Below are 13,906 nucleotides of genomic sequence, written 5' to 3' on the forward strand. Positions count from 1 at the left end.
GCCTTTAGTCAAAGCGAAAAAAGTTACTGCGCCGTCTCTTTTGCATCTTCCTGTGAGATCTTCTAAAAATCTAAAAATAGGCTGAGCACCAAGATTGGCAGTGAGTGTAGAAAGTGGGAATACCAATCTATAATACTCGCCTTTGGCTTTTAATTTTGTAAATATATTATTGACAGCGAGAGTGATAACGTCGAGATCTCTAATACTATCAACGTACTCGACATTAGGCTCGTTACAAGGCATGCCCATTCTTCTAGAATAGATATCTACATAGCCTACTAGCCCAGCGCTTTCAGCAGATTCGTAATCTTCGAAAAGCTCTTTCAGCTCCTTTTTAATGTCAGTTGTGGATTTATCAACAGTAACGACAACACAAGGTACGTTTTTAGCTAATCCTTCAATAACAAATCTCTTTATCAATACATCTGTGCCCATAAAAGGCGGTCCGTAGATAAGCACATTGGAGCCGAATGGTATACCGCCGAACAGCAAATCGTCAAGTCTTGAGACACCCGTTTTAACTTTCTTGGCTTCTTTCTCCCTTTTACGTTCCTTTTCTTTCCTAGAAATCTCAGCAGCTATTAAATCTTCTGTTTTTCTGGTAAGCTCACTCTCTTTGCTCTTTAAATATTCTTCACGTCTTTTTAGCTCATCCTCCCTAGCTTTAAGCTCTTCCTCAAGCCTTGTAAGCTCTTCTTTGAGTTTGAGCTTCTCTTCAGCGCCTGGCGGTAAAGCTAGTTTTTTTAGCTCCTTTTCCCTTTCTTTAAACTTTTGGACCTCGCGCTCTAATTTCTGCTCTTTAAATCTAAGCTCCTCCTCTCTTCTGGCTAGCTCTTCTTCCTTGTATTTTAAAGGATCTATTTTTCTGCGTAGCTCTTCATCTTTAAGCTCTAAATCAGCTCTTAAATTTGCTAGCTCAAATTCTTTCTCAAGTAAATATTCCTCTCTTTTTGTGATTTTCTCCTCCCTTTCTAAAAGCTCTTTTTCAACTTGAGTTACATCCCTACTTCCAAGCCCCTTTTTGAACTCAATTTGTGCAGTTAACCTAGCTATCTCATGCTCACGTCTTAGCTTTTCGTACTTTAATTCTTCGTGACTCCTTTTTAGCTCTAATTCCTTCTCTTTAATTAATTCTTGTAGTTTATGTACTTCTTCAGGCATTTTCTCAGCTTTTGCAAGGCGCCCTTCTAACTCTGCTATCCTCTTATCCAAAGCTTCTCTTTCGCCCTTTATGCTGATCTCTCTTTCGCTAAGTGCGTTTTCTACTCTTTTTAGCTTTTCAAGCTCTTCGTTAATTTTGCTACTTTCAAGTGCTAACTTGTTTTTTTCAGCTTCCAAAAGTTTTTCTTTGTTCTTTACCGCATTCTCCCTTTTCTCAAGCTCTAAAAATTTGTTTTTAAAATACTCGATAGTTTTATCTATATCGCCCTCTTCTACATATTTCCGTAACGGTACTTTCTTGGCTTTCTTCTTCCTTATTCTAGCCATCTCAATAACTCTTTTATATTAGTGCAAATGCCTTATAAATGTTTTGATATAAGTATTTTAGCGCCTTCCAGTATTAAGAGCTCGCCTTTTTCGCCCCTGAGTTCCTTTCTGACCGAAAGTTCTTTTGCTCTTATCGTATTTACCAAGTCTTCTCTACATTCCTCAATAACCTCGGGCTTCTCTGTAGCTATCTCAACCATTCCTAGCTCTTCACTTAAAGGTATTTTATGAGCTACCTTCCAAGCTCTAATTGCTGATACTATTGTTTTAATAAATTCGCCCTTCTCAACAGCGGTAGCGTCTTTTAAAACAATCTCTGGCAACGTTTCTGTATGAATGCTAATCTTTTTTTCAAAGCTCTTATAATTTAGTTCGTAGACTTCTTCAGCTAAATGTGGTATAAAAGGAGCTAATAATTTAGCTAATCCAAGTCCAATAGTGTAAAGAGTGAAAACAGCTTCAGGCGCTTTTCTATAGCTTCTGGACTTTACAAGCTCTATGTAATGGTCTGCAAACTCATGCCATGCGAAATACTCAAGTTCTTTTAGCGCGCAATCAAATTTGAATTCTCTCATATAGTTAGTTACTTTTTCTAGGAGTTCGCTATATTTAGAAAGTATCCATTTATCTATAACTTTAAGCTCAGACGCTACAGTCTCAAGTTGTTGCTGTTTTTCACTACTAATTATCTGGTTAATAAATTTCTGAATATTCCAGAACTTTTTGCAGAAGCGCGTACCATGCACAATATCTTTTTCTCTAAAGACGCTATCCTGTCCTAAAGCGCAAAGCGCAGAAAAGTATCGAAAAGCATCTGCAGAATATTTCTTTGTCATTTCCATAGGGTCTACCACATTGCCCCAAGATGTATGCATTGGTCTGTTATCAGGGCCCATCATAAAGCCATCTATCATTACTTCTTTGAAAGGGGGCTTGCCGGTAAGTAGCAAAGACCGCAAAATAGTATAGAAAAGCCATGTTCTTATAATTTCGTGAGCCTGAGGTCTTAAAGACATTGGGTAAATTCTATCAAATAATTTTTGCTCGCGCTCCCAAAAAGAGTTATAAAGGGGAGTAACACTAGAATCCATCCATGTATCGAAGACTTCTTCGCAGCCTACAAGCTCTTCGCTATTGCAATGTGTGCATCTATCAACAGGTGGCTTGTCAACTAAAGGATCTACGTAGCAATCCTCCTCTCTAGCCAAAACGATATTTCTGCAGTTTTTGCATTCCCAAACTGGTATTGGCGTAGCAAAATAGCGTTGCCTTGAGATCACCCAATCCCAGACAAGTACTGAAACCCAGTCTCTGAGCCTTTGCTTCATAAACTCAGGATACCATTTCATTTCTTCAGCTGCTTTTAAAACACGTTCTTTAAAATCAAGAGTTTTTAAAAAAAACTGCTCTTTAACAATAATTTCTGTAGGTGTATGGCAGCGCCAGCAAGTACCTACATTCTGCTCTAAATCTTCTTGCTTTACTAGTAAATTTCTCACTCTCAAATCTTCTATTATAGCGTTACGAGCTTCAGATATTGTAAGACCTTTATATTTGTCGACCTTGAGTTTGCCATCATCGTCAATAACGATTTCTAGAGGTAATGAATATTTATAAACCAATTTTAAATCATCTTTGTCGCCTATAGTGCATACCATCACAGTACCTGTCCCGAAATTAGGGTCTACTGCCTCGTCAGCTTGAACAGAAACTTCTTTTTCAAACAAAGGAACAATAATTTTTTTATTAGCTAAATAATGTTTACTTTCATCTTTGGGATTTATACATATAAGCTGACAGGCTGGCAAAAGTTCTGGTCTTGTAGTAGCTATAATTGCATGCTCATTACTGCCTTTAATTGCAAATTTAATATAATTTAATTTTGTAGTTCTTGTACTGTACTCTATTTCTGCATGAGCTAGTGCAGTGTGGCATCTGGGGCAGTAATTTACTGGGAATTTGCCTTTATAAATAAGACCTTTTTTATAAAGTCTAATGAAAGAAATTTGTGTCAAGCGTCTATAATATTCTTCATCAGTTTGATAATAAACACTGCTATCGAAAGAAGTGCCTAGCGCAACAAATTGCTTCTTCATTGACTCTACATTAGATTGCGCAAACTCTTTGCAAAGCTCAACAAATTTTTTTCTCGGCATCTCTTTCATTCTAATATTGTGCTTTTTTTCTACGTTTACTTCAATAGGCATGCCGTTAATATCGAAGCATAGCGGCACAAGAACATTATAGCCCAGCATACGATGGAAACGCGCTACAAAATCAATGTGTATGTAATGCATTGCATGTCCTACATGGAGAGCGCCTGAGGCATAACGAGGAGGTACATCTATACTGTAAACTGGTTTTGTAGAGGCAGCATCGAATTTATAAATTCCTAGCTCCTGCCATTTCCTTTGCCATTTGAGCTCAATATCTTTTTGGTTGTAATTCATCTGAAATTAAGATGATGTAAGTGAAAATAAAATTTTCTACCTACTTCCATCCCTTAAAATTCTCATGATCTTCTTGACTGTCAAAGTTATCATCCTTGCCATAACTTATTGCCAATGCGATGCTTTACCTCTATCGCTTTACCTTTCTTTGAACTTAATATTTCTTCGCCAGTTATTAATGCAACACCTACTGCCAAAGGCTTTTTGTAAGTTATATCCCTTACCCACACCAAATCGCCCTTTGAGATTTCTTTATCAAGATCTACAATGCCCGGAGCCATTACGTCAGCGCCTCTAGAAATAGCTTTTATAGCGCCTGCATCTACAGTTACGTACCTTTTTTCAGGCTTATATTTCAAAATGCCTTTAATAGTAAGGAAAGGCTCGCCATTCCAACAAAATGCTAAAATTTCATTTTCAATAATAAAAACAGACATGCTCAAATCCTCACTATAGGCTGTCTCAACGTTTTCGGTGCTTATGATTTGCTTTCCAAATATTGACTTTAATTTCTCACTCAACCACTTTAGCTCTTTTTTACTTATTGTATGTCTGTTCTTTAGCCTCACAAATGTAAGTAATTGCCCAAAGAGTATTTTAAAATGTCCAAAAACATTTAAGTATGAGGATGCTTTTATCTGTTTAAAAATGCTAAAACCTCTAGCTATATTAAATAAAAGTATAAATTCAAGAGTGATTGTAGAACTTAAAGGTAATAAAGAGTATAGAGGATTGCTCGACGGCTATGACCCTCATATGAATTTGGTATTGAAAAATGCTGAAGAGTATATTGACGGTGTGCTAAAAAGGAAATTAGATAATGTGCTTGTTAGAGGCGATAACGTAATTTATATCTCCCCTTGATGAAAAATGGTAAAAGGCACAGCTTCAATGGGAAAAATGCATAAGCGTAGCCACATAATATGCAGGAGATGTGGAAGGAGAAGTTATCATTTACAGAAAAAAACATGCGCTTATTGCGGATTTCCTAACTCTAGGATGCGAAGCTACTCTTGGGCGAAATTAAGATAAAGTAAAAAATTTAATTCTTGCTCAAGTATATATTTTATACTGGGCCGGTAGATCAGCGGAAGATCGTCCGCTTGGCAAGAACCCTTTTTGCTCGATAACGCTCGCAAAAAGCGTTCACGGAAAAACCAAAATGCGGAAGGACAGGGGTTCAAAGAAGCCTTTTTGGCCGGCAAGAGCCTTCATGCAAAAGCCAGGGGCTATGGAAATCCCCTCCGGTCCACGTCGGCAAAACTTCGTTTTGCCGCTTTGTGACTTTAGCTCCTATGCGGGCCCGTGGCCTAGTCTGGATTAGGGCACCAGCCTTCTAACAGCCTTTTTCTCTCTCTTTACAAGAAAGAGAAAAATGACTAGCGAAAAAGAGAAAAGAAAGGGCTGGTTGGAAGTTGGTGGTCCCGGGTTCAAATCCCGGCGGGCCCGCTCCTTCTCACCGAAATTTAAATAAGGTATTGTAGTTATAACTGTTAGAGACAAAAGGAATGAAAAGGAGCTCTAGAGTCTGGAAAAAAAGGGGTAAAATGCGCTGGAAATGGCGCAAGAAGAGGATGCGTGAGCGTAAAAGACTAGCGAAAAGACTAAAAGAAAGAGCAATATAATAATGGTTAAGGGAGTATGGGGTAACACGGTATCCTCGCGGGCTCCAGTTAAAGGGATGATTAATGATGGGCGATCTGATAGTTGATGAATAACTGGAACGATGACCTATCCAAAAAGAGGATACCCGCTGATCTGGGTTCAAATCCCAGTGCTCCCATTTTTTTAATTCAAATCCTCTGATAGCCTTTTTTACCTAAAATTAATTCTAATCTGTGCCTTTCAAGTGCTTTCTTCGCTAATTTCTCTACTTCTTCTAAAAAATTTTCTAATTCCTGAGCACTTAACTCTCTACTGCTCATAGATATTGTAGCTAGATATTCGTATCTGTTTGGCGGTAGAAAAAGATGTGCACGTAAACTAGGCAATCCTTCTACACTCTTCCCCTCTACAACAATAAAAGTATTATCTTCAAAAGGCTTCTTCATTCTTATGTCCTCGACTTCCACCATGATTTTTTGATATAAGCTAGATAATATTTATATTTAGTGAATGTTTATACTATAGCTCGAATGATCGTGGGCTCATGGTCTAGTGGTTATGACGCCACCTTCACAAGGTGGAGGTCACCGGTTCGATCCCGGTTGAGCCCATAGTGCAAGCCGAAGTAAAAACGCCGCTATCTTTATCACTTTGAAAGAGCGCCCCGGTCGGGATTTGAACCCGAGTCGCAGGCTCGACAGGCCTGCATGATAGACCACTACACTACCAGGGCGCTAAAACAATTATTCCCTTTCAAGATATTAAAATTTTTTTTAGTTTTTGATATGAAAATTTTATTTCGTAGCTATGAAAACAGAAAGACATATATACTCACATTTTTATTCTAAACTCTGATGAAGAATAACAAGTCAGAAAAAAATATTTATGAGTTATTTGAAAGCTCTGATCTACCGAAAACCTCCTCAAATATACTTGCTACTATAGCAAAAGGTCGAAAACTGTTAGTTTCTGAAATTACTAGAAGAGTGAAAAAATCTGAAAGAGCGGTAAGGCATCATCTTAGCATTCTTATGAAAAAAGGTTTTTTAAGCAGAAAAATTGATATTACAAGAAACAAAAAGTTAGCTTATCGCTATTCTCTTAAGCCTTTAGGCGAAATTGTAAAAAAGTTAAAGCAAGAACTCGTTATAAAAATACATAAACTGAACAAGTTTATTCAAGGATTTTAAAATGGGCTATAAAATTGTGCTTACCGCAGATAGAACTTTAATGTCTGAGTATAACAATGATCAGTTTATAGGCTTTGCAGCTTGCTCGCCTAGTTTTCTACCTACTCCCCTCTACAAGAGTTTGTTCTGTCCTTCAGTGCCTTGCTTTAATGGTATTCCAGCATTTGCTCATTGCGGTCTTAGAAAAATAGAAGCCTCTTTACTCGAAAACGGATTTAGCGAAAAAGAAGTTGTAGTTGGTCATCCTGAGCATCTAAATAAAGTTATAAACAAAGATACGATGGCAATAGGTATCACAACAAATGATCCTCTCGGACTAGGACCTGCATCCTCCACTTTCTCTTCTCTCTGCAACAATGAGACCTATACTGCATTATATTTCAGAAAGCTTGTCACAAATAAGCTCATCAGAAGATATGATTCAAAAGTTATAGTTGGCGGTCCTGGTGCATGGCAGTTAGAAGATGAAAGGATAAGAGCCAAACTTGGAATTGATTGTATAGTCATAGACGAAGGCGAACTCGTAGCACCATGGCTTTTTCGCAAAGCAGTAAATAACGAGCACCTGCCACCTATAGTTCACGGAGATGTTGTCCCTGTAGAAAAAATACCTACTATTAGGAATCCAACTGTAAACGGCTTAGTAGAAATTGCGCGCGGCTGCGGTAGAGGCTGCAAATTCTGCAATCCTACAATGCTTAAAGTGAGATATTTGCCAATTGAAAAGATTTTAGAAGAGGTAAAAATAAATGTAAAAGCGCACAAGAAAAGAGGAACGATTCTGCATGCTGAAGATGTTCTAAGATACAAAGCAAAAGGAGTTGTACCCAATGAAGAAGAAGTTTTGAGATTGTTTAGTGAAGTTAAAAAAATAACTTCAGATATAGGAATAAGTCATTTTAGTTTAGCAGCGGTAGTTGCAAAACCAAATTTAATTGAAGAGCTTTCAAACCTTCTAGGAATAGGCTCAAGCGCATTGCCCTGGTACTCAGGACAGACTGGTATTGAGACAGGCTCACCAAATTTAGCGAACGAGCATTTAGCTGGCAAAGCAAAACCTTTCGATGTAAAAGAATGGCCTAATATTGTAGAACAGGCCTTTCAAATACTTAAAGATAATAATTGGGTGCCTTGCGCTACTTTGGTTATGGGCTTGCCTAAAGAAACTGAAGACGATGTGATAAAGACAAGAGAACTCGTTCAAGATTTAAGAGGATACAAATCACTTGTTGTACCGCTCTTCTTTGTACCCATAGGCAATTTAGTGGGCGAGAGATTTTTCACAGCAAAAGACATGACTTCAGAGCATTGGAAATTATTTGCGGCATGCTGGCGGCATAACTTCTACTGGCTTTCTGCACTGATTGAGGAGCATTTTAAAATGCGGCGGATAAATACAATAAAATTAAAGGTTGTGCAGATGGTTAGAAGATATGCAGAAAGGAAGTTAGAACATTATATCAAGCTTATGGAGGAAGGTAAGAGCCCGCTAAAAGTTGCGGCTTGAAAATGAAAGAGCAGAAAGACGAAAACAACGGCACATTGATAGTGCTTACAGCTTCGGATATCGATTTTAGCGATTTTAAGTTAAATCCTTTCATTGCATTTACAGGGGGCTTTCCATCAGGATTAATTCCTAAAAAAATTTTAAGAAAGTATTGGTATCCTCTAACAGAAAGTAACGAAGATGGCAGCGCTAAATTTGCGCCTTACGGGCTAAGAAAAGTAGAAGTTTTGCTTAAAGAAGAGTTTGGCGACGAAAATGTTGTTACTTGTACTCAGTATAACTTAAAAAGATTCATTGGTAAAAATACGAGAGTAATTGGTATTTCTACAATGGACCCTGTCGGGATAGGTTTTGTGAGCAGAACTTATACATCTTTAGTAGCTTTCGGTAAAGAGCCTATTTCAGCAATGGAATTTAAAGATTTAATCACAAATCCAGCTATAAAAAATGCCAATGCAAAAATAATTGTTGGCGGCTCAGGGGCATGGCAGATAAAGAGAGCAGGATTGCAGGATTTTTATGGAATAACTACTCTTGTTATAGGCGAAAGTGAGAGCATAGTCACTGAAATTTTTAGGAGAGCAGTTAATGACGAGCACAATCCTAAAGTTGTGGAGCCAGAGAGACCGAGGCTCGAACAAATACCTGTAATGAAAGAGCCTGCACTTTTCGGTGTTGTGGAAATAACACGCGGTTGCGGCAAAGGCTGCCAGTTTTGCTCTCCCACAATGCGTTCGCGCCATACTTTCCCTCTAGATAAAATTAAGAAAGAGGCTGAACTCAACGCTAAAGCAGGTGCTAAAATGATTACCTTGCAAACTGACGATATTTTCATATACAAATGCAAGCCAAGATTCGTGCCAAACAGAGAAGCGATTGTAGAGCTGATAAAAACTATCTATGAGATTCCTAATGTAGAATACATTCAGATAGCGCATTCATCTTTGCCGCCGGTAGTTTACGACCCTAAAATGATTGAAGAAATAGCCCCTATGCTGGTTGAGAAAACAAGATGGCAGAATAACGGTAAAAAGGTATCATGTCCCGAGATAGGAATTGAGACTGGCAGCATAAGATTATTAGAAAAATATATGCGAGGCAAAGCTTTGCCTTACGAACCTAAAGACTGGCATGAAATTGTAACTCAAGGGCTTGGAATACTTAATGATAATGATATTTATCCGCTTGCTACTCTGCTTGCAGGACTGCCTGACGAGAGAGAGGAGGATACGCTTGCAACAATGGAATTGTTGGATAAAATGAAGCACTTAAAACTGTTTTATGTTCCTTTACTTTTTACTTCAGAAGAAGAATGCTTGCTCAACGAGGCAAGACAGGCTGAGCTAAAAGATTTGAAATCGATACATTGGGATTTTATTGCTACCTGCTGGCGCAGAAATATCGATTTGTGGGCGCCAAAAGACAAATGGAAAATAATGCTAGGAGCACTATTTGGATACTATTTTTATTATAGATGGAAGCACGGCAGTAAAATACTCAGGCCTATATTGAGACTTTCAGGCTATCCCGAGTCGTTTTTTTTAGGAGTAAGCGCTCTGTAACTTTTTAAATTTAATATATGTGAACAGCGAAAGAGTGCCTCATCTAAGCCGACCTGCACAACCAAAGGTTCACACTGCGCCACGTGAGCATCGGCTCGGGAGTCCTTCGGATGCCCACTCGCCACGCTGATAAAGTAGAGTGATAGGCACAGGGCCTGTTGACAGCGGCAGAAGAGCGTAGCACTTTTTCAGCCAGAAATAGCACTGCTTATATCTCAGTAAGACAATAGTAATATTCCGTGAGCGTGAAGATAGAAATCAAAGGCTCATGGGATGTTAAGAAGAAAACTTCTATCAGGCTGCCTGAGTATGTGGTAGATTATCTTAGATTGAAAAAGCTCCTTTCAGGCAGAGATATTGAGGATCTGGTTCTGGAAGCGTTAAAAGATCATTTTAAGATAGGGCAGGCATCGTAAGTGTGAGAAACTCACAAATCCACTTCAAATCCGTACCAAATCCGCTTCAAATCCGCTCTAATACCAAAGGAATACATTGAGAAATACAGCATAGACAATTTATGGAAATACAATATGCCAAAAGCATGGAGATTGCTTTATTCCGTTGCAGGAAAACAAAGTAATTATTATTTCTATAATAATAGAGTGGCTACCTCACAAAAAAAATACGAGAAGATATTCGGATACTCTTGATACTGAATAATATAGTTCGGTTAGTTACAATAAAGCGCTCACTTGCGCATAAATCTGTTTATCTGTGAAGTGGTTCATTTTAATAGCGCCTGATGGACAAGCACTACTACAAGCGCCGCAGCCTTTACATACTGCCTCTATAACTTTAGCTCTTCTTTCTTCATCGCGCTCTATTGCGTTATAAGAACAAAGAGCTATGCAAATCCCGCAAGCGCTACATCTGTCTTTATTAACAACTGCGTTTGTAGGCTCTGTGAGTACATAGCCATTGATTAATGGCACACTTGCCCTAGATGCAGCGCCTAATGCTTGAACTGTACTCTCTTTTACGTCTTTGGGGCTATGAGCAGTACCGCAAAGATATATGCCATCAGTTGCGAACTCTAACGGGCGGAGTTTGACATGCGCTTCAGCGAAAAACCCATCTTGCCCAAGCGGCACTTTTAAAAATTTAGATAGCTTCTCTGCGTCAGGATTTTGAATTAGTGGTGTAGAGAGCACTACCAAATCAGTATCATACTCAAAAGTTCTGTTCAGCAGTTCGTGATAGAATTTAACTTTTGTTTTTCCGTTTTCAAGAACAACTTCTGGCAAACGCTCTGAAGAATATTTTTTAAATCTTACGCCTAACTCCCTGCTCTTTCTATAGAGCTCCTCAAATTCTGTGCCGTAAATTTGAATTCCATTATGTAGTACTGAGATTTTTGTTTTAGGCAGAGTTTCTTTGATTAATATTGCATTTTTTATAGCATTTATACAGCATATTCTGGAGCAGTAACTAAAAACTTGTCCTCTAGCGCCTACGCACTGAATAATAATTATATTATTTACATCTGTAAGTTTTCCAGCTCTTAATAATTTTTCAAGCTGAAGCTGCGTAATTACGTTTTCGTTTTTGCCATATCCATATAAATCAGTAGGCTCGTATTCTATTGCACCTATTGCAACTATTATTGTGCCTACTTTTAGTTTTAGTTTTCTTTTATGGTCAGATATAGTTACAATATAATTGCCAATATATCCTTCAACATCTTCTATATTCGATTTTGTAAGCACCTTGATTTTCTTATGTTTGACAACCTTCTCTATCAGCGGTTTTAAAAAATCTAATGGGGCTTGGTTTGTAAAATACAACTTATTAAGTTGTCTTACCATCCCACCAAGTTCTTTTTCCTTTTCAACGAGATAGGTTTCAATCCCATAGTTCGCAAGAGTGAGACTCGCAGTTAGACCTGCCACACCAGCACCGATAACAAGCGCTTTAGACTCCACGTCTATTTTTAGTTCCTCTAGAGACTCTAGAAATCTGGCTTTAGCAACTCCAGCTCTGATCAAATCCTTAGCTTTAGCAATTGCTCTTTCTGGCTCATTCATATGAACCCACGAACAGTGCTCTCTAATATTAACAAACTCGAACAGATAAGGATTCAAGCCCGCCTCTTTACAAGTGCTCCTAAATAATTTTTCATGAGTTCTTGGAGTACAAGATGCTACTATTACTCGGTTAAGATCTTGCTCTTCAATAGCCTTCTTTATCGCCTTTCTACCATCTTCTGAGCACGTGTAAAGATTGTGTTCAGCATGAACTACATTGGGTAGTGTTTTGGCATAATCTACAACACCTGGCACATCAATAAAGCCGCCTATATTCTTACCGCAGTGGCAAACAAATACTCCTATTCTTTGCTCGTTCATTTATCTCCTCATAATTATTTCTGCAGCTCTTGCTGCTGCTGCACTCCCTTGCGCTACACTTTCAGGTATGTCCTTAGGCGCTTCACAGTACCCAGCTACGAAAATACCTTCTCTAGTTGTATCTACTGGTGCATCTAGAGGATTTGGTATTCTGAAGAATCCATATTCATTCAATTCTACACCTAAGATTGACGCTATTTCTCTCACATCCTCTCTAGGTAGCAATGTGGTAGCGAGCACTACAAGTTCTGCGTTTAATGTTCTTAATTCTGAAGTAACTGTATCTTCATACCACACACGAAGTGCGCTACCACCATTTCCTGTAATCCTTCCAGGTTTGGCTCTTATATATTTTATTCCATATTCGTTTTTTGCTCTATCCACGTATTCTTGAAAACCTTTGGACAGCGCACGCAAATCTGTATAGAACACCCAACAATCGATATCCTTTTCATGCTCTTTAGTTATCATCGCTTCTTTAGTTGCATGCATACAGCAGACTGCACAGCAATACGGATGGTCATGTTGCATATCGCGTGAGCCTACACACTGAATAAAAGCTATTGTTTTCGGTTTTTTCTTGTTACTTCTTTTTATAATCTTTCCTTCTGTAGGACCTGAAGCTGAAAGTATTCTTTCATATTCTAGTGCGGTTAGCACATCTGGGTATCTGCCATAGCCGTATTCAGTTAGCTCATAAGGTAGATAAGGCTCGAATCCAGTAGCTACTATAATTGCACCTACTTCGAGTTCTAGAATTTCTTCTTTCTGCTCGTAAATAATAGCTTTAGGCTCGCACGCTTTTTCGCATTCTTTGCATTCGCTGCAACCAGCGCAATTAAGACATCTTTTTGATTCTTCGATTGCTTGCTGCTCTGTAAAACCTAAGTTTACTTCTGCAAAATTTTTTATTCTTTCCTGAGCTGGTAGTTGCAACTGCTTTACTCTTGCCTTTTTCGGAACTGCTTTAATATCAACTTCTTCTATCCCAACCACATGCTTCTCTTCTCTCTTTAATTCTAAACTTTCGCCTTTCAGGTATTTGTCGATAGAAACAGCTGCTTGGTAGCCATCTGCAATTGCTTCAACGACCGTAGAAGGGCCTCTTACAAGGTCTCCGCCTGCAAAAATACCTTTTAAATTTGTAGCAAGTGTATTTGAATCTACTGATAAAGTGCCTTTTTTTGTGAGCTCAAAATTGTTGGCTTTCAAAAAGTTTATTTCTGTTTCCTGTCCGATAGCAGGTATTATCATATCTGCATCTATAATGAACTCGCTCCCTTTGATTGGTACAGGCTTTCTTCGCCCTGTTTCGTCAGGCTCGCCAAGTTCCATTCTAATACATTCCAGCCCTACAACTTTTCCATCTTTACCAATGATTTTTGTTGGCGCTACTAGATAATTTATCCTCACGCCCTCTTCTTCTGCCTCCAAAATCTCCCACTCGTTTGCAGGCATCTCTGCTCTTGACCGCCTATACAATATAAAAACTTCTTTAGCCCCTAACCTTAGTGCAGAGCGAGCTGAATCAATTGCAACGTTGCCGCCACCGATTACTACAACTTTACTACCGACCTTGACTTTCTTATTTAGATTTAAATCTCTTAGGAAAATAATGCCGTGAAGAACTCCTTGCAGTTCTTCGCCAGGAATTTTTAACTTTCTGCTCTTATGCGCACCGATAGCCACAAATACTGCATCGTAACCTTTTAGACTAGTGATACTTTCTATTTTTGTGTTTGTTTTTATTTCTACACCC

General features: G+C 38.5%; 12 protein-coding genes and 5 tRNA genes. 10 read left to right on the forward strand and 7 right to left on the reverse strand.

Annotation, left to right across the window (positions count from 1 at the left end; translation table 11 throughout):
- The 3 genes from QMD21_02555 to QMD21_02565 form a co-directional block, all read right to left on the reverse strand.
- Positions 1 to 1,488, reverse strand: a 1,488-nt coding sequence (locus QMD21_02555; GenBank protein MDI6855653.1) for an ATPase domain-containing protein, incomplete at its 3' end; no start/stop codon positions are given.
- Between the two features lie 32 nt (positions 1,489 to 1,520).
- Positions 1,521 to 3,938 (reverse strand): valine--tRNA ligase, encoded by a 2,418-nt coding sequence (locus tag QMD21_02560; GenBank protein ID MDI6855654.1) that lies wholly within the window; start codon positions 3,936 to 3,938, stop codon positions 1,521 to 1,523.
- A gap of 89 nt (positions 3,939 to 4,027) precedes the next feature.
- Positions 4,028 to 4,507: an RNA-binding protein gene (locus tag QMD21_02565; GenBank protein ID MDI6855655.1), complete on the reverse strand. Its 480-nt coding sequence runs from the start codon at positions 4,505 to 4,507 to the stop codon at positions 4,028 to 4,030.
- A gap of 79 nt (positions 4,508 to 4,586) precedes the next feature.
- Between QMD21_02565 and QMD21_02570 the strand changes: the two genes are divergently transcribed.
- The 5 genes from QMD21_02570 to QMD21_02590 all read left to right on the forward strand — a co-directional run bounded on the left by QMD21_02570 (position 4,587) and on the right by QMD21_02590 (position 5,721).
- Positions 4,587 to 4,802, forward strand: a complete 216-nt coding sequence (locus QMD21_02570; protein MDI6855656.1) for a small nuclear ribonucleoprotein — start codon at positions 4,587 to 4,589, stop codon at positions 4,800 to 4,802.
- Between the two features lie 6 nt (positions 4,803 to 4,808).
- Complete coding sequence (locus QMD21_02575) at positions 4,809 to 4,970, forward strand: 50S ribosomal protein L37e (GenBank protein MDI6855657.1); 162 nt, start codon at positions 4,809 to 4,811, stop codon at positions 4,968 to 4,970.
- Between the two features lie 41 nt (positions 4,971 to 5,011).
- Positions 5,012 to 5,190 (forward strand) — tRNA-Ala (locus QMD21_02580).
- Positions 5,191 to 5,237: 47 nt separating this feature from the next.
- A tRNA-Arg gene (locus tag QMD21_02585) sits at positions 5,238 to 5,387 on the forward strand.
- A gap of 186 nt (positions 5,388 to 5,573) precedes the next feature.
- Positions 5,574 to 5,721: transfer RNA gene (locus QMD21_02590), tRNA-Trp, on the forward strand.
- A gap of 10 nt (positions 5,722 to 5,731) precedes the next feature.
- Here the strand turns inward: QMD21_02590 and QMD21_02595 are convergent.
- Positions 5,732 to 6,013: a hypothetical protein gene (locus QMD21_02595; protein MDI6855658.1), complete on the reverse strand. Its 282-nt coding sequence runs from the start codon at positions 6,011 to 6,013 to the stop codon at positions 5,732 to 5,734.
- A 68-nt stretch (positions 6,014 to 6,081) separates the two neighbouring features.
- Here QMD21_02595 and QMD21_02600 point away from each other — a divergent pair.
- Positions 6,082 to 6,154: transfer RNA gene (locus tag QMD21_02600), tRNA-Val, on the forward strand.
- A 49-nt stretch (positions 6,155 to 6,203) separates the two neighbouring features.
- Here QMD21_02600 and QMD21_02605 read toward each other — a convergent pair.
- A tRNA-Asp gene (locus tag QMD21_02605) sits at positions 6,204 to 6,276 on the reverse strand.
- Between the two features lie 121 nt (positions 6,277 to 6,397).
- On the opposite strand from QMD21_02605, the gene QMD21_02610 reads away from it, so the two are divergent.
- From QMD21_02610 to QMD21_02625, 4 genes are all read left to right on the forward strand, one after another.
- On the forward strand, positions 6,398 to 6,733 hold the full coding sequence (locus QMD21_02610; protein ID MDI6855659.1) for an ArsR family transcriptional regulator: 336 nt from the start codon (positions 6,398 to 6,400) through the stop codon (positions 6,731 to 6,733).
- Between the two features lies 1 nt (position 6,734).
- On the forward strand, positions 6,735 to 8,240 hold the full coding sequence (locus tag QMD21_02615) for a radical SAM protein (GenBank protein ID MDI6855660.1): 1,506 nt from the start codon (positions 6,735 to 6,737) through the stop codon (positions 8,238 to 8,240).
- Between the two features lie 2 nt (positions 8,241 to 8,242).
- On the forward strand, positions 8,243 to 9,802 hold the full coding sequence (locus QMD21_02620; GenBank protein ID MDI6855661.1) for a radical SAM protein: 1,560 nt from the start codon (positions 8,243 to 8,245) through the stop codon (positions 9,800 to 9,802).
- A 239-nt stretch (positions 9,803 to 10,041) separates the two neighbouring features.
- Complete coding sequence (locus tag QMD21_02625; protein MDI6855662.1) at positions 10,042 to 10,218, forward strand: hypothetical protein; 177 nt, start codon at positions 10,042 to 10,044, stop codon at positions 10,216 to 10,218.
- A 258-nt stretch (positions 10,219 to 10,476) separates the two neighbouring features.
- On the opposite strand, the gene QMD21_02630 is transcribed toward QMD21_02625, so the two are convergent.
- Positions 10,477 to 12,147, reverse strand: coding sequence for a CoB--CoM heterodisulfide reductase iron-sulfur subunit A family protein (locus QMD21_02630; protein MDI6855663.1), 1,671 nt, complete (start codon positions 12,145 to 12,147; stop codon positions 10,477 to 10,479).
- Positions 12,148 to 13,906 (reverse strand): FAD-dependent oxidoreductase (locus tag QMD21_02635; protein ID MDI6855664.1); only part of this gene is annotated, 1,759 nt, incomplete at its 5' end.

The sequence above is a fragment of the Candidatus Thermoplasmatota archaeon genome (genome assembly GCA_030018475.1).
Classification (GTDB): Archaea; Thermoplasmatota; JASEFT01; order JASEFT01; family JASEFT01; genus JASEFT01.